Source organism: Streptomyces sp. NPDC056231 (assembly GCF_048270745.1).
Lineage (GTDB): Bacteria > Actinomycetota > Actinomycetes > Streptomycetales > Streptomycetaceae > Streptomyces.
On the sequence record NZ_JBLVKW010000013.1, the window covers coordinates 95,310 to 114,957 of the forward strand.

19 protein-coding genes are annotated in these 19,648 nt (G+C 69.6%); 12 read left to right on the top strand and 7 right to left on the bottom strand.

Annotated features, from left to right (window positions below):
• Positions 1 to 393: 393 nt before the first annotated feature.
• The 11 genes from ACNPQM_RS13780 (at position 394) to ACNPQM_RS13830 (ending at position 9,913) form a co-directional block, all read left to right on the top strand.
• Complete coding sequence (locus ACNPQM_RS13780) at positions 394 to 477, top strand: putative leader peptide (protein WP_310739661.1); 84 nt, start codon at positions 394 to 396, stop codon at positions 475 to 477.
• A 122-nt stretch (positions 478 to 599) separates the two neighbouring features.
• Positions 600 to 2,297 (top strand): nitrite/sulfite reductase, encoded by a 1,698-nt coding sequence (locus ACNPQM_RS13785; protein WP_418084205.1) that lies wholly within the window; start codon positions 600 to 602, stop codon positions 2,295 to 2,297.
• Positions 2,294 to 2,473, top strand: a complete 180-nt coding sequence (locus ACNPQM_RS13790) for a hypothetical protein (RefSeq protein ID WP_418084206.1) — start codon at positions 2,294 to 2,296, stop codon at positions 2,471 to 2,473. The genes ACNPQM_RS13785 and ACNPQM_RS13790 overlap by 4 nt, the downstream gene beginning before the upstream one ends.
• Positions 2,470 to 3,186 (top strand): phosphoadenylyl-sulfate reductase, encoded by a 717-nt coding sequence (locus ACNPQM_RS13795; protein WP_358856490.1) that lies wholly within the window; start codon positions 2,470 to 2,472, stop codon positions 3,184 to 3,186. The genes ACNPQM_RS13790 and ACNPQM_RS13795 overlap by 4 nt, the downstream gene beginning before the upstream one ends.
• Positions 3,186 to 3,755 carry an adenylyl-sulfate kinase gene (cysC, locus tag ACNPQM_RS13800; RefSeq protein WP_418084207.1) on the top strand — a complete coding sequence of 190 codons (570 nt, stop codon included), beginning with the start codon at positions 3,186 to 3,188 and terminating at the stop codon, positions 3,753 to 3,755. Before ACNPQM_RS13795 ends, cysC begins: the two co-directional genes overlap by 1 nt.
• A complete protein-coding gene (cysD, locus tag ACNPQM_RS13805) occupies positions 3,752 to 4,687 on the top strand; it encodes a sulfate adenylyltransferase subunit CysD (RefSeq protein WP_418084208.1) in 936 nt (311 codons plus the stop codon). Before cysC ends, cysD begins: the two co-directional genes overlap by 4 nt.
• Entirely contained in the window at positions 4,688 to 6,019 is a 1,332-nt protein-coding gene (locus ACNPQM_RS13810; RefSeq protein WP_418084209.1) for a sulfate adenylyltransferase subunit 1, read from the top strand.
• Positions 6,020 to 6,263: 244 nt separating this feature from the next.
• Positions 6,264 to 7,379 carry an aliphatic sulfonate ABC transporter substrate-binding protein gene (locus tag ACNPQM_RS13815; protein ID WP_418084210.1) on the top strand — a complete coding sequence of 372 codons (1,116 nt, stop codon included), beginning with the start codon at positions 6,264 to 6,266 and terminating at the stop codon, positions 7,377 to 7,379.
• A 38-nt stretch (positions 7,380 to 7,417) separates the two neighbouring features.
• Positions 7,418 to 8,209 (top strand): ABC transporter ATP-binding protein, encoded by a 792-nt coding sequence (locus ACNPQM_RS13820; RefSeq protein WP_418084211.1) that lies wholly within the window; start codon positions 7,418 to 7,420, stop codon positions 8,207 to 8,209.
• A complete protein-coding gene (locus ACNPQM_RS13825; protein ID WP_418084212.1) occupies positions 8,196 to 9,116 on the top strand; it encodes an ABC transporter permease in 921 nt (306 codons plus the stop codon). The genes ACNPQM_RS13820 and ACNPQM_RS13825 overlap by 14 nt, the downstream gene beginning before the upstream one ends.
• Positions 9,117 to 9,148: 32 nt before the next feature.
• Positions 9,149 to 9,913, top strand: a complete 765-nt coding sequence (locus ACNPQM_RS13830; protein WP_358856483.1) for a sirohydrochlorin chelatase — start codon at positions 9,149 to 9,151, stop codon at positions 9,911 to 9,913.
• A gap of 53 nt (positions 9,914 to 9,966) precedes the next feature.
• Here the strand turns inward: ACNPQM_RS13830 and ACNPQM_RS13835 are convergent, their stop codons facing one another.
• The 3 genes from ACNPQM_RS13835 to ACNPQM_RS13845 form a co-directional block, all read right to left on the bottom strand.
• Positions 9,967 to 10,599 carry a DsbA family protein gene (locus tag ACNPQM_RS13835; protein WP_418084213.1) on the bottom strand — a complete coding sequence of 211 codons (633 nt, stop codon included), beginning with the start codon at positions 10,597 to 10,599 and terminating at the stop codon, positions 9,967 to 9,969.
• 68 nt (positions 10,600 to 10,667) lie between these two features.
• Positions 10,668 to 11,252 (bottom strand): TIGR03086 family metal-binding protein, encoded by a 585-nt coding sequence (locus ACNPQM_RS13840; RefSeq protein ID WP_358856481.1) that lies wholly within the window; start codon positions 11,250 to 11,252, stop codon positions 10,668 to 10,670.
• 77 nt (positions 11,253 to 11,329) lie between these two features.
• Complete coding sequence (locus tag ACNPQM_RS13845; protein ID WP_418084214.1) at positions 11,330 to 12,331, bottom strand: ketopantoate reductase family protein; 1,002 nt, start codon at positions 12,329 to 12,331, stop codon at positions 11,330 to 11,332.
• A 468-nt stretch (positions 12,332 to 12,799) separates the two neighbouring features.
• Here ACNPQM_RS13845 and ACNPQM_RS13850 point away from each other — a divergent pair, with 468 nt between their 5' ends.
• Positions 12,800 to 15,178: an MMPL family transporter gene (locus ACNPQM_RS13850; protein ID WP_418084215.1), complete on the top strand. Its 2,379-nt coding sequence runs from the start codon at positions 12,800 to 12,802 to the stop codon at positions 15,176 to 15,178.
• A gap of 7 nt (positions 15,179 to 15,185) precedes the next feature.
• Here ACNPQM_RS13850 and mgt read toward each other — a convergent pair whose 3' ends face one another.
• From mgt to ACNPQM_RS13870, 4 genes are read right to left on the bottom strand one after another with little or no spacing between them, the layout of a single operon-like run.
• A complete protein-coding gene (gene mgt / locus ACNPQM_RS13855; protein WP_418084216.1) occupies positions 15,186 to 16,376 on the bottom strand; it encodes a macrolide-inactivating glycosyltransferase in 1,191 nt (396 codons plus the stop codon).
• Between the two features lie 54 nt (positions 16,377 to 16,430).
• A complete protein-coding gene (locus tag ACNPQM_RS13860) occupies positions 16,431 to 17,735 on the bottom strand; it encodes an extracellular solute-binding protein (protein ID WP_418084217.1) in 1,305 nt (434 codons plus the stop codon).
• Positions 17,735 to 18,574: a carbohydrate ABC transporter permease gene (locus ACNPQM_RS13865; RefSeq protein WP_418084218.1), complete on the bottom strand. Its 840-nt coding sequence runs from the start codon at positions 18,572 to 18,574 to the stop codon at positions 17,735 to 17,737. Before ACNPQM_RS13865 ends, ACNPQM_RS13860 begins: the two co-directional genes overlap by 1 nt.
• Positions 18,571 to 19,530 (bottom strand): carbohydrate ABC transporter permease, encoded by a 960-nt coding sequence (locus ACNPQM_RS13870; RefSeq protein ID WP_418084219.1) that lies wholly within the window; start codon positions 19,528 to 19,530, stop codon positions 18,571 to 18,573. The genes ACNPQM_RS13865 and ACNPQM_RS13870 overlap by 4 nt, the downstream gene beginning before the upstream one ends.
• Positions 19,531 to 19,648 lie beyond the last annotated feature (118 nt).

The following is a 19,648-nucleotide window of genomic DNA, read 5'->3' on the forward strand; positions in this document are numbered from 1 at the left end:
GCCCCGATACCGGTCGTATCGGGGCGACCCGACAACGCCGCGAGCGTGCGTGCCAGACGTCGCCCGGCAGGCGGGACTTTCGAAACACGCCCTAGAAGTCGGGCCGGTGCCTTGCGCGCCGCGGGGCCGTCCCGGAGCCGGGACCACCTGTGGCGCCCCGCCGCGCGAGGCGCAGCGCCGGATCGCCGCGCGTCCGCCGGGTATGTGCGGTTGCCGGGAGGCGGCGATCCTGCCGGACCCCGCACGGACATACCGGGAGCTAGCGGCTCATACAGATCCGAACATCACCATCTCGGCGTGACCGGGACCGCATCGTCTCATCTTTCGGGACAGTCTCGTCCACATCATGGATAGTGGTGGACTGTCCCGAGACGCGCGTGCCAGGCTTCCGTCATGCCTGGAACTGGGATTGCCTTGGTGAGTCGACGCCACGTCGACCTCGGCCGCATGTCCAGCGCCATCTGTCCGGCGAGCTGAGAGTCCCAGCACCCGCCGCCACCCCCCTCTTTCTTTTCTCTGCAACTCCTGCGCACCGCCGCGCCTCAGCGCGAGTGTGCAGTTCAGAGCCGCCCTCCCGCAGTCCCGAAGGACGTACTGTCATGGCCGCCACCCCGGAACAGCCTGCGACCACCACGCCCCGCCGCAAGGCCGGACGCCACCGCGGCGAGGGCCAGTGGGCCGTGGGCCACCACACTCCGCTCAACGGCAATGAGCAGTTCAAGAAGGACGACGACGGTCTCAATGTGCGGACACGCATTGAGACGATCTACTCCAAGCGCGGATTCGACTCGATCGACCCCAATGATCTTCGTGGACGCATGCGCTGGTGGGGTCTCTACACCCAGCGCAAGCCCGGGATCGACGGGGGCAAGACCGCGATCCTGGAGCCCGAGGAGCTGGACGACAGGTACTTCATGCTGCGGGTCCGGATCGACGGCGGCCGGCTGACCACCGCGCAGCTGCGCGTCATCGGCGAGGTCTCGCAGGAGTACGCGCGCGGCACCGCGGACATCACCGACCGGCAGAACATCCAGCTGCACTGGATCCGCATCGAGGACGTCCCGGCGATCTGGGAGAAGCTGGAGGCCGTCGGGCTCTCCACCACCGAGGCGTGCGGCGACTGCCCGCGTGTGATCATCGGCTCGCCGGTGGCGGGGATCGCCGCCGACGAGATCATCGACGGCACGCCCGCGGTCGACGAGATCCACGACCGCTACATCGGCAACAAGGAATTCTCCAACCTGCCGCGCAAGTTCAAGACCGCGATCTCCGGCTCCCCGGTCCAGGACGTGGTCCACGAGATCAACGACATCGCGTTCGTCGGCGTGGTCCACCCCGAGCGCGGTCCGGGTTTCGACGTCTGGGTCGGTGGCGGGCTCTCCACCAACCCGCGGCTCGCCGAACGGCTGGGCGCCTGGGTACCGCTGGACGAGGTCCCGGACGTCTGGGCCGGTGTGGTGGGGATCTTCCGTGATTACGGCTACCGGCGGCTGCGCACCCGCGCCCGGCTGAAGTTCCTGATGGCCGACTGGGGCCCGGCGAAGTTCCGCCGGGTACTGGAGGACGAGTACCTGAAGCGCCCGCTGACCGACGGGCCCGCACCCGAGCAGCCGAGCAGCCGCTGGCGCGACCACGTGGGTGTCCACCAGCAGCAGGACGGCCGTTTCTACGTCGGGTTCGCGCCCCGGGTCGGCCGGGTGGACGGCTCCACGCTGGCCAAGATCGCCGACCTGGCGGCCGCGCACGGTTCGGACCGGCTGCGCACCACCGTCGAGCAGAAGATGCTCATCCTCGACGTCGAGCAGGACCAGGTGGACTCCCTGGTCGCGGGACTCGAGGCGCTCGACTTCCAGGTGAGACCCTCGCCCTTCCGCCGCGGCACGATGGCCTGCACCGGCATCGAGTTCTGCAAGCTGGCGATCGTCGAGACCAAGGCACGCGGTGCGTCGCTGATCGACGAACTGGAGCGCCGTATGCCGGAGTTCGACGAGCCGCTCACCATCAACATCAACGGCTGCCCCAATGCCTGCGCCCGCATCCAGACCGCGGACATCGGCCTCAAGGGTCAGCTCGTCCTGGACGCCGACGGCAATCAGGTCGAGGGTTACCAGGTGCACCTCGGTGGCGCGCTGGGCCTGGAGGCCGGCTTCGGCCGCAAGGTCCGTGGCCTGAAGGTCACTTCCGCCGAGCTGCCCGACTACGTCGAGCGGGTGCTGGGCCGGTTCCAGGCGGAGCGCGAGGACGGCGAGCGGTTCGCGACCTGGGCGGCGCGGGCCAGTGCGGAGTCGCTGTCATGAGCGAGCGCGCCGCACCGTTCTACTGCCCGTACTGCGGCGACGAGGACCTGCGTCCGCACGAGACCGGGCACGGCGCCTGGGAATGTGCTTCCTGCAACCGCGCGTTCCAGCTCAAGTTCCTGGGCCTGCTGACCCGAGGACTGCAGCGCAACGACGTTGAGTCGGAGGGGATATGACGGAGACTCAGCAGATCGGACAGCTCGGGTCCGATGAGCTCAGGGAGCTGGCCGAGCGAGCGGGGCGGGAGCTCGAGGACGCCTCCGCGCCGGAGATCCTGCAGTGGGCCGCCGACACCTTCGGCAAGCGGTTCTGCGTCACCTCCTCGATGGAGGACGCGGTCGTGGCGCACCTCGCTTCCCGCGCCTTCCCGGGCGTCGACGTGGTCTTCCTCGACACCGGTTACCACTTCGAGGAGACGATCGGCACGCGTGACGCCGTCGAGGCCGTGATGGACGTCAACGTCATCACGCTGACCCCGCGGCAGACGGTGGCCGAGCAGGACGCCGCGTACGGGCCGAAGCTGCACGACCGGGACCCCGACCTGTGCTGCAAGCTGCGCAAGGTCAAGCCCCTCGAGGAGGGTCTGACGTCGTACGCGGCCTGGGCGACCGGGCTGCGTCGCGACGAGTCCCCGACCCGCGCGAACACCCCGGTCGTCGGCTGGGACGAGAAGCGGCAGAAGGTCAAGATCTCGCCGATCGCCCGCTGGACGCAGGACGACGTCGACGCCTACGTGGCGGAACACGGAGTCCTCACCAATCCGCTGCTGATGGACGGTTACGCCTCCGTGGGCTGCGCGCCCTGCACCCGCCGGGTACTGGAGGGCGAGGACGCGCGCGCCGGCCGGTGGGCCGGGCGGGGCAAGACCGAATGCGGGCTGCACGACTGATGACGACTGATCAGGAGAGTTCGATGAGCGTGACGGAGACGGGAGCCACCATCTGGCTGACCGGTCTGCCGAGCGCGGGCAAGACCACCATCGCGTACGAACTGGCCGGGCGGCTGCGCAGCGAGGGCCACCGGGTGGAGGTGCTCGACGGCGACGAGATCCGGGAGTTCCTCTCCGCGGGTCTGGGCTTCTCCCGTGAGGACCGGCACACCAACGTCCAGCGGATCGGCTTCGTCGCCGAACTGCTGGCGGCCAACGGCGTGAAGGTGCTGGTCCCGGTCATCGCCCCGTACGCGGACAGCCGGGACGCGGTACGCAAGCGTCACCGGGCCGAGGGCACCGCGTATCTGGAGGTGCATGTCGCGACTCCGGTCGAGGTGTGCTCCGTACGCGATGTGAAGGGGCTCTACGCCAAGCAGGCGGCAGGCGAGATCAGCGGGCTCACCGGGGTCGACGACCCGTACGAGGCGCCCGAGTCGCCGGACCTGCGGATCGATTCGCACCAGCAGACCGTGCAGGAGTCCGCGGCGGAGCTGTACACGCTGCTGAGCGAGAGGGGTGCAGCGTGACGACCGTCGCGGCTGTTTCGGAAGACACCGACAATCCGTACGCACTCAGCCACCTGGACTCCCTGGAGTCCGAGGCAGTGCACATCTTCCGTGAGGTGGCGGGAGAGTTCGAGCGGCCGGTGATCCTGTTCTCCGGCGGCAAGGACTCGATCGTGATGCTGCACCTGGCGCTGAAGGCGTTCGCGCCGGCGCCGGTGCCGTTCACGCTGCTGCACGTCGACACCGGGCACAACTTCCCCGAGGTCCTCGACTACCGCGACCGCACGGTCGCCGAGCACGGGCTGCGGCTGCATGTCGCCTCCGTGCAGGAGTACATCGACGCCGGGAAGCTCCGCGAGCGCCCCGACGGCACCCGCAACCCGCTGCAGACCGTGCCGCTGACCGAGGCGATCCAGGAGCACCGCTTCGACGCCGTGTTCGGCGGCGGCCGCCGCGACGAGGAGAAGGCGCGCGCCAAGGAACGGGTCTTCTCGCTGCGCGACGAGTTCTCCCAGTGGGACCCTCGCCGCCAGCGCCCCGAGCTGTGGCAGCTGTACAACGGCCGCCATGCCCCCGGCGAGCACGTCCGGGTCTTCCCGATCTCCAACTGGACCGAGCTCGACGTCTGGCAGTACATCGAGCGCGAGGGCATCGAGCTTCCGGAGATCTACTTCGCCCACGAGCGGGAGGTCTTCAACCGCTCCGGGATGTGGCTGACCGCCGGTGAATGGGGCGGCCCCAAGGAGGGCGAGCGGGTCGAGACCCGGCAGGTGCGCTACCGCACCGTCGGCGACATGTCCTGCACCGGCGCGGTCGACTCGGACGCCACGACGCTCGCCGCCGTGATCACCGAGATCGCCGCCTCCCGGCTCACCGAGCGGGGTGCGACGCGCGCCGACGACAAGATGTCCGAGGCCGCGATGGAAGACCGTAAGCGCGAGGGGTACTTCTAAATGAGCACACTCACCCAGCACGCAGAGCAGTTGTCGACCACGACCCTTCTGCGGTTCGCCACCGCGGGGTCCGTCGACGACGGGAAGTCCACCCTCGTCGGACGCCTTCTGCACGACTCCAAGTCGGTCCTGACCGACCAGCTGGAGGCCGTCGAGCATGCGTCGCGCAGCCGGGGCCAGAAGACGCCGGACCTGGCGCTGCTCACCGACGGGCTGCGGGCCGAGCGCGAGCAGGGCATCACCATCGATGTCGCCTACCGCTATTTCGCCACGCCGCGCCGCCGGTTCATCCTGGCCGACACCCCGGGGCATGTGCAGTACACCCGGAACATGGTGACGGGGGCCTCGACGGCCGAGCTGGCCGTCGTCCTGGTGGACGCCCGCAACGGTGTCGTCGAGCAGACCCGCCGGCACGCCGCCGTCGCCGCCCTGCTGCGGGTGCCGCACGTGGTCCTGGCCGTCAACAAGATGGACCTGGTGGACTACGCGGAGCCCGTATTCGCCGCCATCGCCGAAGAGTTCACCGCATATGCCGCCTCGCTCGGCGTCCCGGAGATCACCGCGATCCCGATCTCCGCGCTCGCGGGAGACAACGTCGTGGAGCCGTCCGCGCACATGGACTGGTACGGCGGCCCGACGGTCCTCGAACACCTGGAGACGGTGCCGGTCAGCCACGACCTCACCGGCTGCCACGCACGCTTCCCCGTCCAGTACGTGATCCGGCCGCAGACCGCCGAGTACCCCGACTACCGGGGCTACGCGGGCCAGATCGCCGCCGGCGCGTTCCGGGTGGGCGAGGCCGTCACGGTCCTGCCCTCGGGCCGCACGTCGACGATCGCCGGGATCGACGCGCTCGGCGAGAGCGTGGACATCGCCTGGGCGCCCCAGTCGGTGACCGTCCGGCTCGCCGACGACATCGACGTCTCGCGCGGTGACCTCATCGCGCCGGCCGACGACGCGCCGGCGGTCACCCAGGACGTCGAGGCGACCGTCTGCCACGTCGCGGACCAGCCGCTCGTGGTAGGCCAGCGGGTGCTCCTCAAGCACACCACCCGTACGGTCAAGGCGATCGTCAAGGACATCCCGTCGCGGCTCACGCTCGACGACCTCTCGCAGCACCCGGCGCCCGGACAGCTCGTCGCCAACGACATCGGCCGGGTCGTCGTCCGTACCGCGGAGCCGCTCGCACTGGACGCGTACGCGGACTCCCGGCGCACCGGCTCGTTCCTGCTGATCGACCCGGCGGACGGCACCACGCTGACGGCCGGCATGGCGGGGGCCTCGTTCGCCGCCGAGACCGTGACCGCCGACGACGCCGAATGGGACTTCTGATGGTTGTCGACATCTACGCGACGTTCGCGAAGGAGGGCGGCCGCATCGGCAGCGGCGCCCTCGGCAGCGGCCAGGGCGGGGTTGCTCGATGTGCGCGATGACGTACGCGCACTGCCTGCGCGCCCGCTTGCACCAACCGCACCGCCGAAACCGTCAGTTCAGACGAAGACATGCCGACCGCCCGGCCGCGTCCCCATAAACGTCGAGGGACGTGAGCACCGGGCCAACGAGAGGAACGCCTCCCGTGCCTGCCACCCGTTTCCCCCTGCGCCGCGGCCTCGCCGCAGCCGCCGCTCTGCCGCTGCTCGCCGTGGCGCTCACCGCCTGCGGCTACGGCTCCGCGGCGAAGGACGACGACGCCAAGAAGGCGAACGTCTCCGCCGACGGCAAGAAACTCTCCGCGGACACCGTGAAGATCGGTTACTTCCCGAACCTCACGCACGCAACCGCCCTGGTCGGCATCCAGGAAGGCATCATCGCCAAGGAGCTCGGGGGCACGACGGTCAAGCCCTCGACGTTCAACGCGGGCCCGTCCGAGATCGAGGCGCTCAACGCCGGTTCGATCGACATCGGCTTCATCGGCCCCTCCCCTTCCATCAACGGCTTCACCAAGTCCGGGGGCAAGAGCCTGCGGATCATCGGCGGTGCGGCGTCCGGCGGCGTGAAGCTGGTCGTCAACCCGAAGAAGATCAAGACCCTGGACGACCTCAAGGGCAAGAAGATCGCCACCCCGCAGCTCGGCAACACCCAGGACGTGGCCTTCCTCAACTGGATCTCCGAGAAGGGGTGGAAGGTCGACGCCCAGAGCGGCAAGGGCGACGTCTCCGTGGTCCGCACGGACAACAAGGTGACTCCGGACGCCTACAAGGCCGGTTCCGTCGACGGCGCCTGGGTCCCCGAGCCGACCGCCTCCAAGCTGGTCGCGCAGGGCGCGAAGGTGCTCCTCGACGAGTCGACGCTCTGGCCGGACAACAAATTCGTGATCACGAACATCATCGTGTCGCAGAAGTTCCTCACGGAGCACCCGGACGTCGTCGAGGCGGTGCTGCGCGGTTCGGTCAACACCAACGCGTGGATCAACGCCAACCCGGACAAGGCGAAGGCGTCCGCCAACACCGCGCTCAAGGAGCTGTCCGGCAAGGAGCTGCCGGCCGAGATCCTCGACCCGGCGTGGAAGTCGATCCGGTTCACCGATGACCCGCTGGCCGCCACGCTCGACACGGAGGCCAAGCACGCGGTGAAGGCGGGTCTGCTGGAGCAGACGGATCTGACGGGCATCTACGACCTGAAGCCGCTGAACAAGGTCCTCAAGGCCGCGGGCAAGCCCGAGGTCGCCGACGCCGGACTCGGCGTCAAGTAACCCCCGACCGTTCCAGGATCTCCCAGGAGGTGACGACCATGGCGATGACCACGCTCACCGAGGCCGAGGGCCGTACGGCGGTCGGGCACGCCGCCCGTATCGACCACGTCTCGAAGTCCTTCGGCGGGCCGGAGGGGCCGCAGCTCGTCCTGGACGACATCACGCTCGATGTCGCCCCCGGCGAGTTCGTCACCCTCCTGGGAGCTTCCGGGTGCGGCAAATCGACGCTGCTCAACCTGGTGGCCGGACTCGACCGCCCGACCGCGGGGTCCATCGAGACCCCCGGCGGGCGGCCGGCCCTGATGTTCCAGGAGCACGCCCTCTTCCCGTGGCTGACCGCGGGCAAGAACGTCGAGCTCGCGCTGCGACTGCGTGGTGTACCCAAGTCCGACCGCCGCACGGAGGCGGAGCGGCTGCTCGAACTCGTACGGCTCGGCGAGGCGTACGGGAAGCGGGTGCACGAACTCTCGGGCGGCATGCGCCAGCGGGTGGCGATGGCCCGCGCGCTCGCCCAGGACAGCCAACTGCTTTTGATGGACGAGCCGTTTGCCGCTCTCGACGCCATCACCCGGGATGTTCTGCATGACGAGCTGACCCGGATCTGGCGCGAGACGAACGTCTCGGTCCTCTTCGTCACGCACAACGTGCGGGAGGCGGTCCGGCTCGCCGAGCGGGTCGTCCTGCTGACGTCGCGGCCGGGCCGGATCGCCCGCGAGTGGACCGTGGACATCGACCAGCCGCGCCGTATCGAGGACACCGCGGTGGCGGAGCTGTCCGTCGAGATCACCGAACAACTGCGTGGGGAGATCCGCCGACATGGCCAGCACTGACACCACCACCGAGGACAGCGCCGCCGCTTCCGGCACCGCCAAGGACGCCGCCGAGGACCTGGCCGGGCTGGAGGCGGGGCTCGACGCGCTCGACGCGGTGCGGGTGAGCCGGACGCCGGTACGCCAGGTGCTGGTGCGGAAGGTCCTGCCGCCGGTCGTGGCCGTCGCGCTGGTGCTCATCGTCTGGCAGATCCTCATCTGGGCGAAGGTCACCGACGACTACAAGCTGCCGTCTCCGTCCCAGGTCTGGGACGAGGTGACCAACGCCTGGGCGCAGGGCACCCTGCTCGGCTACATCTGGACGAGCGTCTCGCGCGGCCTGCTCGGCTTCCTGCTGGCGCTCGTCATCGGTACCCCGCTCGGGCTGCTGGTGGCACGCGTGAAGGTGGTGCGCGCGGCAATCGGCCCGGTGCTCTCCGGCCTCCAGTCGCTGCCGTCGGTGGCGTGGGTGCCGCCCGCGGTGATCTGGCTGGGGCTCGACGACACGATGATGTACGCGGTGATCCTGCTGGGCGCCGTCCCGTCGATCGCCAACGGTCTCGTCGCCGGTGTCGACCAGATCCCGCCGCTGCACCTGCGGGCCGGGCAGACGCTGGGCGCCACCGGGCTGCGCGGCACCTGGCACATCGTGCTGCCCGCCTCGCTGCCCGGCTATCTGGCGGGGCTGAAGCAGGGCTGGGCGTTCTCCTGGCGCTCGCTGATGGCTGCGGAGATCATCGCCTCATCGCCCGATCTGGGCGTGGGCCTGGGGCAGTTGCTGGAGCAGGGCCGCGAGACCAGCAGCATGTCGATGGTGTTCCTCGCCATCTTCCTGATCCTGATCGTCGGCATCGCCATCGATCTGCTGATCTTCAGCCCGCTGGAGCGGTGGGTGCTGCGCAGCCGCGGCCTCCTCGTCAGTCGCTGACCCACGAAACCGACTCAGGAACCGAGTACGTCATGGCTTCCCCCGTTCTTCTCGTCATCGCCCACGGCAGCCGCGATCCGCGGCACGCGGCGACCGTGCACGCGCTCACCGCGCGGGTCCGGGCTCTGCGCCCCGGACTGCGCGTGGAGACCGGCTTCCTGGATTTCAACGCCCCGTCCGTGCCGCGGGTGCTGGAGCGGCTGGCCGGGCAAGGCTCCGGCGAGGTGGTGGCCCTGCCGCTGTTGCTGACCCGGGCCTTCCACGCCAAGACCGACATCCCCGCCGTGCTGCACGAGGCACAGACCCGGCTGCCGCAGCTGCGGATCCGGCAGGCGGAGGTGCTCGGCCCGTCGCCGCTGCTGAACTCCGCCCTGGAGCGGCGGCTGCACGAAGCCGGGGTCTCCCCCGGCGACCGAAGCTCGACCGGGCTCGTCCTGGCGTCGGCGGGCTCCACAGACCCGGAGGCGATCGCAGTGATCGCTGAAATCGCGCGGGAGCTGCGGCACACCGGTTGGTGCGCCGTGCGGCCTGCGTTCGCCTCCGCTGCATCTCCCGGGGGCCATCCCCCCGCCGAGGACGCGGTGCGGGCCCTGCGGGCGTCCGGTGTCCGTCGTGTCGCCGTGGCCCCGTACGTCATCGCGCCCGGCCGCCTCCCCGACCGTATCGCCGCGGGCGCCCGGGAGGCGGGGGCGGATGTACTGGCCGACGTGCTCGGCCCTTCGCGGGAGTTGGCGCGGCTGCTGCTGCGCCGCTATGACGAGGCGTGTGTGCCGCGCGTGGCGGCGCTCACCGCCTGACCCCGGCGCGGGATGCGCGGCGCTGCACCCCGCCGCGCCGGGGGGCGCGGCGGTCAGCCGACGTCGAGGCTGCCGGTGCGGGTGCGCTTGAGCTCGAAGAAGTCCGGGTAACCGGCCAGCACCCGGAAGCTGTCGAAGAGCCTGCCCGCCTCCTCGCCCCGCGGGGCGGCGCGCAGCACCGGGCCGAACCACACCGTGCCGTCGACATGGATCGTCGGCGTGCCGACATAGCCGTCCGCCTCCGGGTCCTTGCCCGCATCATGGCTGCGCCGCAGCGCTTCGTCGTAGGTGTCCGCGTGCGCGGCACCGGCGAGCGCGGCGGGCAGGCCGAGCTCCGCGAGGGATTCGGCGATCACCTCGTCGAAGTCCTCGTTCTTCTGCTGGTGGATGCGGGTGCCGAAGGCGGTGTAGAGGTCCCGGAGCACGCCTTCGCCGTGCTCGGCCGCCGCGGCGACCGCGACCCGTACCGGGCCGATCGACTTGTCGACCAGTTCCCGGTACCAGTCGGGCAGTTCATTGCCGGTGTTGTGCAGATAGAGGCTCATGACGTGGAAGCGGAGATCGATGTCACGCTGCTGCTCCACCTCCAGCATCCAGCGGGAGGTGATCCAGGCGAACGGGCAGGCGGGGTCGAAGTAGAAGTCGACGACAGCGCGGTCAGTACCGTGATTCCGATGAGTAGTCATGGGCCGAGCGTAGCCAGCCATTGGCATATGGCTACGGGCCAATCAGCGCGACTTCCAGTGGGCCACTTTCAGGCGGCGGTCCACTGCGGATCGCGTCCGCTGCGGGCCAGTGCGCGCACCAGGACGGGTGCCGATCCGGGCACGTCGACCTCGTCGGCGAAGCCGCCGTACTGCCGGTAGAGCTCGGCGGACCCCTCGATGACGCCGAGGACGTACGCGGCCGCCTCGTCGGAGAGCCTGAGCTCCTGACCGGTTGCGCGGGCCACGTCCCAACTGTGCAGAGCCGTCTCCTCGATGAGCATCGCGGCGATCTCGGCCGCGGGGGAGGACGCATGGCCCAGGTCGATCTCGCCCTCCCAGACAGCCGGGTCCGACCAGGCGGCGACGGCCCGGTCGAGCTGCGCCGCGTACTGCTCGGCCCAGTCGGCGTCGGCCGTGAAGTCACGGGCGGTGAGCTCGTCGGGGAGGGGCGTGCGCCGGGCGCGGTGCTCCAGGCCGTGCGAGGTGTAAAGCACCCAGTGGTTGATCAGTTCCCGCAGATCCCAGTCACCGCAGGGAGTGGTGGGCGCCGTCAGCTGTTCGGCGCTGATGCCACGGGCGATACGGGCTGCCTCGGCGGCGCATTCGGTCATATGGGCGTGCTCGGTCTTCATGCACCGAACGGTACCGCCGGCCGCCGGCTCCCGTATTGAAGAAATGCGACAGCGTCCTGTGCCCATGTCCGGCTCGCTCAGGACGCGGCGTCGACCAGTGCGGTGAGTTCGGCCACGGGCATCGACCCGGGCTCCCGACGCTCACGCGCGAACGCGTTCGCGGTGCGCTGCAGCACGTCGTTGACCGGTGTGGGCACCCCGTACAGCCGCCCGAGCATCACGATCTCGCCGTTGAGGTAGTCCGCCTCGATCGTGCCCGTACCGCGGCTGAGGCTCTGCCAGGACGAACCGCCTCCGCGCGGCGAGCCGTCGAACGGCTCGAAGCGGATCCGGCCGTTCCGCGCCTTCGCCTGTTCCTCCTGGCCGACCGCGTCGATACCGGCGGCCGCCAGGACCGCCTCCCCCTCGGCGAGCGCCCGCTTGAACAGAGCGACGGCGTCGTCCCCGGTGAGCAGTCCGGTGACCGCCTCGATCGCGTTGGCGAGATTGGACAGGAGCTTGCCGTACTTCCAGCGCATGACGTCCGGCACGACGGGGGCGAGCAGCCTCGACTTCTCCAGGTCGGCGGCGATCCGCTCGGCCGTCCCGTCCGTTCCGGCGGGGTAGCGCCCGAGGTGCAGAATGCCGGTCAGCGGGGTTCCGGCCGCGGACACCTCACCGGGCCGGACGAAGGTGGTGGGCAGCCAGACGCACATCCCATACACGTGCTGGAAACGTCGCAGGGCGAGGCGTTCGCTCTCCACGCCGTTCTGTGCGCAGACCAGGGGCAATTGCTCACCGGCGGTACCGCCGCCCGCCACCGGCCGGGAGCTCCAGGCGTCGAGCGCGGCGGTGCTGTCCTGCGTCTTCACGGCGAGTACGAGGACGTCGTCGAGGGTCAGGTCGAGAGCTTCGGGCCGGTCGACGACGGGGAGGCGGTGGGTGCGAAGGCCGTCCGGCGTGGTGAGCCGGAGGCCGCCCTCGCGCAATGCCTCGTACTGCGCGCCGCGCGCCACGAGGACGACGTCGTGGCCGGCCTCGGCCAGACGTCCCCCGATGGCTCCCCCGACGGCACCCGCTCCCACGATGCTGTAGCGCATTCCTGCTCCCGTTCGGTGCGGCCGTACGTCACATGGTGGCGGTCAGATCCTATGCGGGACCCGGGAACTCGTTCAGGGCACCCGGCACCGAAACGGCTCATGCCATGTGCCCGCACACGGCACCGCAGATGTTTCTCATCCCGGACGCGGACCGCGATCCCTGCCCGCGCCGGGGCCGTCCACCATGATGACGCAGGATGTGAGGACCGGGGCCGTTCCACCATCGGGCTCCGCCTCAGCAACCTGGGGAGGTCTGAGCGAGATGCTGAAGCGCTGGGTGACGCCCGACAGCCTTTTACTTGTAAGGGTCATGAACCGCCCCTCTCAGGGATCCACTGGCCCGCGAGGTGGAGAACGGGCCCCGCCGGTTCACCGGGGAGCATGAGGAGACGACTCGATTCCGCCCCTACCTTCGGAGCAGCGACGACGGCAGGGAGCCGACGTCGGCCACGAGGGGACAGGTCCGTCATGAGAACAGTGGATTCGGCGCGCACGGGGGCGCCACGCGTACGCGGCATCGCCGCCCGGGCCGGCGGCTGGAGCGCACGGCACCGATGGGCGGCGGTGACCGTGTGGGTGCTGTTCGTCGTTCTCGCGATGGGACTCGGCTCAGCGGCCGGCCGCGTCGACGTGAAGGAGAGCGACCAGTTGTCCGGCGAGGTGGGCCGGGCCGTGCAGATCACCGAGGACGCCGGGCTGAAGGATCCGGCGGGCGAGACCGTGCTCATCCAGGCCGACAGCCCCTCGATGAAGGCCACTTCACCGGAGTTCCGCTCGGCCGTCGACGCCGTGATGCAGGCGGTCCAGTCCACCGGCGAAGTGACTGCCGTGACCTCTCCGTACTCGACGAAGAGCATCTCGGCGGACGGTCGCAGCGCGCTCGTGCAGTTCGAGATGCGGGGGGATCCCGAAACGGCGAGTGCGCGCGTCGAACCGGTGCTGAAGGCCGTCGACAAGGTCCAGGGCGAGCACGACGGTCTCGTGATCGAGGAGATCGGCAGCGCCAGCATGGGCAAGACCTTCGAAGACGCCTTCGGCGACGACTTCCAGCGGGCCGAACTCTCCGCCGTACCGGTCGCGCTGGGCATTCTGCTGGTGGCCTTCGGGGCCCTCGTCGCCGCACTGCTGCCGGTGGCTCTGGCCATCACGGCGATCATCGCGACGATGGGGCTGATGGGTGTGGTCAGCCATCTCCAGCCGATGAGCGAGACGGCGAACTCGGTGATGCTGCTGGTCGGTCTGGCCGTCGGTGTCGACTACTGCCTCTTCTATCTGCGGCGCGAGCGCGAGGAAAGGGCCAAGGGGCGCGACGCCCGGACCGCCCTGATGATCGCCGCGGCAACCAGCGGACGCGCGATCATCGTCTCCGGTGTGACGGTCTGTGTCGCGATGGCGGGCATGCTCTTCACCGGTCTCGCCGAGTTCGAGGCGATGGGGCTCGCCTCGCTCATGGTCGTCGCGGTCGCGATGGTCGGCTCGGTGACGGTCCTTCCCGCCCTGCTCTCGCTGCTCGGCGAGCGGGTCGAGAAGGGGCGGGTGCCGTTCCTCAACCGCCTCAAGCGGTCCGCCGGCAGCCAGCGGAAGTCGACCGCTCACCACGACCGCCCGCACCTGTCGGCTGTGCAACCGGGCGCTGCGAGCAGCGAGAGCCGGGTGTGGCGTGCGGTACTCAACTCGGTGCTGCGCCGCCCCTGGACGGCGCTGGTGATCGCGGCGGGCGCACTCACCGCGATTGCGCTGCCCGCCGTCGGCATGCACACCCAGAACCTCACCCTGGACCAGGAGTTCGGCCGCTCGCTCCCGATCGTGCGGACGTACGATCGGCTGAACGCGGCATTCCCCGGCGGAGCCGACCCGGCCCGGGTCGTGGTGAAGGCCGATGACATCAACGCCGCTCCGGTACGTCAGGCGCTCGCCGACTTCCGTGAGCAGGCCGTCGCGTCGGGTGCCTCCAAGGGCCCGGTCGACATGGTGACGCACGACGCGGAGAACATCGCGGTCATCGACGTACCGCTGGTCGGTGGATCCGATCAGAGCAAGGCAGTCAAGAGCCTGGATCTGCTCCGTGACCAGGTGCGCCCGGACACGCTCGGCAAGGTCGACGGCGTCGAGGCGCCGATCACCGGTCAGGTCGCGGGGTCGAAGGACTTCAACGACCAGATCGTCGGCGCGGTGGTGCCGGTATTCGCCTTCGTCGTCGTCTTCGCCTTCCTGTTGATGCTGCTCTGCTTCCGTTCACTGACGATCGCGGTGACGTCCATCGTGCTCAACCTGCTGTCGGTGGGCGCCGCGTACGGCATCCTGACCGCCGTCTTCCAGCACGGCTGGGGCGCCTCTCTGGTCGGTGCGGAAGGGGTGGGGGCAATCATCTCCTGGCTGCCGCTCTTCCTGTTCGTGATCCTCTTCGGACTCTCGATGGACTACCACGTGTTCGTGGTGTCCCGGATCCGGGAAGCCCGGCTGCAGGGCCGTTCGACCAGGGACGCGATCGCCCACGGCGTGGTGACAACGGCCGGCGTGGTGACCAGCGCGGCGGTCATCATGGTCGCGGTGTTCGCGATCTTCGGCACGCTGTCGATGCAGTCCATGAAGCAGATGGGCGTAGGCCTGGCCGCTGCGGTGCTGATCGACGCGACGATCATTCGCGGGGTGTTGCTGCCGGCCGTCATGGCGCTGCTCGACGAACGCAACTGGTACCTGCCGAAGTGGCTGAGGTGGCTGCCGGACCTGACACACGACGAGTCGGGCGTCGCGGACGGGGTGGGCGACGACCGGGCCCCCGGCGCGATTCCCTCCCCTGCCGTGGGGGCCACGGGGGACAGCACGCTCACCGGACAGTCCCGGTAATCCCTGCTCAGGCGGGCAGTTCGGCTTCGATGAGGCCGACTGCCCGCTTTGTGCCGCCCTCCCCCGCCATGTGCTCCCGTACCGCCGCCGCCTTCGCCGCCACCACCGGGTCCCCGGCCAGAGCGAGCACTGCGCTGCGCAGCGCCTCCGGCGTCACCTCGTCCATCGGCAGATGACGGGCGACGCCCAGCGCCTGCAGCATGTCGGCGTTGCCGAACTGGTCGACGGCCTGCGGGACGGCGACCATCGGGGTGCCGGTGGCGAGCCCCTCCTGGCTGCCGCCCGCACCCGCGTGGGTGATGAACGCGTCCGCCTGCTCGAGCACGGAGAGTTGCGGCACCCAGGAGCACACCTCCACATTCGCGGGTACGTGCCCGAGTTCGGCGACGTCGACGAACGCACCGATCTGGAGCACGACATGCCAGCCGGGCAGGTCACCGAAAGCCTCGATGCAGTCGCGGTAGAAGCCGGGCTGCTGGGTGAAGGCCGAGCCGAGCGACACCAGCAGCACCTTCTCGGCATCCGCGGGCCGCTGCCACTTCCCCTGGTCGGCGCGGTCGCCCAGGCAGGCACCGACGAAGGTGTGGACCTCGCGGTCCACCCGGTCCGCGTTCGGCTGGAGCACCTCGGGGATCAGGACGACCGAGCGGCGCGGTCGGCCGACGAACGGGTCGGGATGCTGGTCGATGCCGTTCTCCGTGAGCCAGTCCGCGAACCGCTTGCGGTAGGCCCGCCCGCGTTCACTGCGCATCAGTTCGGCGGTCATCGGCTCGCCGACCTCCTCCTCGTACCCGTCCCAGGCGACCAGGTTGGGCGAGAGGGAGACCGCGGGCACGCCCCAGCGGTGGGCGAGGACGCGGGCCGGGTAGGAGGTGATGTCGTGCAGGACGAGGTCCGGCTCGTCCCCGTCGAAGGCCTTGATGAGCTGGGGCAGCGCCTGGATGGCGTCCTCGAGGAACGGCTCCAGGTGGTCGATCGTTTCGGTGCCCCAGTCCTCCGGTGCGGTGGGCAGGACCGAGGTGTAGAGCACCGGTTCGGCTCCGGTGGCGGCGATCTTCTCGGCGAAGGACGGCGGGATGGCATAACTGACGCGGTGCCCACGGCCGACGAGTTCCCGGATGACTTCGAGGCTCGGGTTCACGTGTCCGTGGGCGGCGATGGAGAACATGGCGATGTGGGCACGTCGGGTATCCGTCATGCCCACACCATAGACGAGACGAGACGTCTCGTGCAGCCGTAATTCGGGATCCGGTCAGCGCTGATAGCGCGCCAGGACCCGGTTCCCGTCGTCGACCAGGCGTTTCTTCAGTTGGTCCAGTCCGATCGCCCCGCTGTAGTACTCCTGGAGTGCGGGCGTGGCGACCTTGTCCTTCCACTCGGGGTAGCCGCGCACCGACTGAGCGGGCGCCGGGCGCAGCCCCTTCGCGAGGGCGACTCCGGTCGCCCAGCCGTTCTCGGCCGTATGCAGAGCCGGGTCCGCGAGCGCCGCCGTGCCGGTCGGGAGCATCCAGTCCCCCCGCGCCAGGCGCACCATGTTCTCCGGGCGCAGCAGGAAGTCGATGAACTCCACGGCCGCCTTCTTGTGCGGGCTGGCCTCGGCGACGGAAAGGGTCTGCGGGCTCACACCCTGGGCGAGTCCGTCACTGCCCGCAGGGGCGGGCAGCACGGTCCACTCGAAACCCTTCGGGGCCTGCTCGACGACCTGCTGACGGTACGAGAAGCCCAGCGGAACCATCGCGTACCTGCCGCCGAACAGCCCCGGAAGGGTGTCGGAGCCCCCCATACCGAGCGTGGTGCGGGCGGCGCTGTGATCGGTGTTGACCTGGTCGCGAATGGTGCCGGGCATGACCTCGTCGCCCTCGTCGAGACGGATGGCCACCTTGCCGTCGGCGCCGCGGTGGAAGAGCCGGCCACCGCTGGAGACTCCGAGGTTGAGGGTGACGGAGACCGGTTCCCGGAGCGGCCAGGCCACTCCGTACGCCGCCTTCCCTTCCCCCTTGCCCGTCAGTTCCTTGGTGACCTGCCGGAATTCGTCCCAGCTCCAGGGCTTCGCGGGGCTCGGGATCCGGACCCCGGAGGACTTGAGGATCTTGGTGTTGGCGATCAGGACCCGGGGTTCCTGGAGGAACGGCACCCCGTAGACACCGTCGCCGAACGTCGCGGTCCGCCAGCTCTGCTGCGGGATGTCCGCGGCCAGCCGCCCAGGAAGCAGTGTGCGCAGGTCGGCGAGATAGCCGCCGTACGCGAAGTCGACGAGGTCGTCGGCGGCGTCATGGATGACATCCGGTGCCTCGTCGCCCTCGAAGGAGGTGAGCAGCTGGTCGTGCACGCTGTCCCAGCTGCCCTGGACGTACTCGACCTGAATGTCGGGATGGCCCCTGTTCCACTCCTCGACCAGCTCCTTGTTGGCGTCGACGGACTCCTTCTGCCACGCCAGCGACTGGAAGCGGAGCTTGATCATCCCGCTGTTTTCCGTTCCGCCACCTTCGCTGCAGCCGGTGAGGAGCAGAGCCAGTGCGGTGGCCGCGGCGGCTGCGGTACGTACGAGTGCCCGCATCAGCTCTTCACCGCCCCGGCCAGCATGCCCCCGGTGATCCGGCGCTGGATGATCGCGAAGAGGACCAGGGAGGGCAGGGTGGCGAGGAACGCGGCGGCGGCGAGCGGCCCGAGCTCGGCCGCGCCCTCCGCGCCGAGGAAGTGGGTGAGTACGACCGGCAAGGTCTGCTTCTCCGGTGTCTTGAGCAGGACGAGCGCGAAGAAGAACTCGTTCCATGCGGTGATGAACGCGAAGAGTGCGGTGGCGACGATGCCGGGGGCCAGCAGCGGGACGGTGACCGAGACGAGTGTCCGCAGTCTTCCGGCGCCGTCGACCGAGGCGGCTTCCTCGAGTTCGGGTGGTACGGCGCGGACGTACCCGACCAGCATCCACAGCGCGAACGGCAGCGCCCAGACGGCGTACACCGTGATCAGCCCCCAGAGGGTGTTGATCAGGTGCAGATTCTTGAGGATCAGGAAGAGCGGAATAATCAGCAGGACGAAGGGGAACGCCTGGCTGACGACGACCCAGCCGGTGGCGGCCGCTGTGAGCCCGGTGCGCTGTCGGGCCATCACATAGGCCATGGGCGTGGCGATGACGACGGCGATCAGAGCGGCGGAGGCCGCGGCGACCAGCGAGTTGGCGGCGGCCTGCAGCAGGGGCTGCTCGTCGAAGGCCTGCCGGAAGTTGTCCAGGGTCGGATGCTCCGGGATCCAGGTGGGGTGCAGGGAACCCAGTTCGCGCGCCGGCTTGAAGGCTGTGGAGATCAGCCAGAGAAACGGGAACGCCAGGAAGACGAGGTAGCCCAGGAGCGCGACGTACTGTCCCGCGCGGGCCGATCTGCTGGTCCGGAGGCTCACTGGTCCTCGCCTCCCCTGAGCCGGCCGACGAGGTGGACGGCAAGGATCACGGAGATCACCGCGACCATCACACAGCCCATCGCCGCGGCGTAGCCGAACTGGCCGTAGAGGAAGGCTTCCTCGTACGCGAAGAGCATCGGCAGCCGGGTCCGGCCGCCGGGACCGCCGTTGGTCAGGACGTAGACCAGGGCGAAGGAATTGAAGTTCCAGATGAAACTGAGCGCGGTGATGGAGAGGGCGACCGGTCTGAGGGCCGGCCAGGTGACGGTACGGAACCGGCGCCAGGCACCCGCGCCGTCCAGGGCGGCCGCCTCGTGGAGTTCGTGCGGGGTGTTCTGGAGCCCGGCCAGAAGCGCGACGGTGGTCTGCGGCATGCCCGCCCAGACGCCGACGACGATCACGGCGGGCAGCGCGGTGGCGAGTCCGGTCAGCCAGTCCCGGCCGTCGCCGAGCCCGAGATCGCGGATGGTCTCGTTGAGGACACCCGCGTCCGGGTTGTAGACCAGTCGCCACATGATGCCGACGACCACTTCCGGCATGGCCCACGGGATGATCGCGAGGGCCCGCGCCAGCCAGCGCATCCGCAGGTTCTGGTTGAGCAGGAGGGCGAGGCCCAGGGCCAGGACGAACTGCGGGACGGTGACGCCGGCCGCCCAGACGAGGCCGATCCGGAACGAGTCCCAGAAGAGTGCGTCGTGGAGCAGGTCCTGGAAGTTGAGCCCGCCGACCCACTGGGTGGAACGGGTGCGGCCGGACTGGGCGTCGGTGAACGCCAGTGCAATGCCGTAGAGCAGCGGGCCGACGCTCAGGATCAGGATCGGGATCAGGGCAGGCAGTACAAGGAACCACGTACCGGCGTTCCGGTTGACCCGCGGGGCTGCTCCACCGTGCGTGGACTCCGGACTCCCGGGCGGGCCGTGCCGCCCGGTCTGCACTGTTGCATTCGCTAACGTCACGAATTCGACCCCCTTGCGTCATTGGATCGGTTTCACCCGGATCTGGCCGCTCAGGTTGCCCCCGCCATGGTGCTGACGGGTCGTCGGTTCGTCAAGGTCGCCTGCACAGATGCGAAAA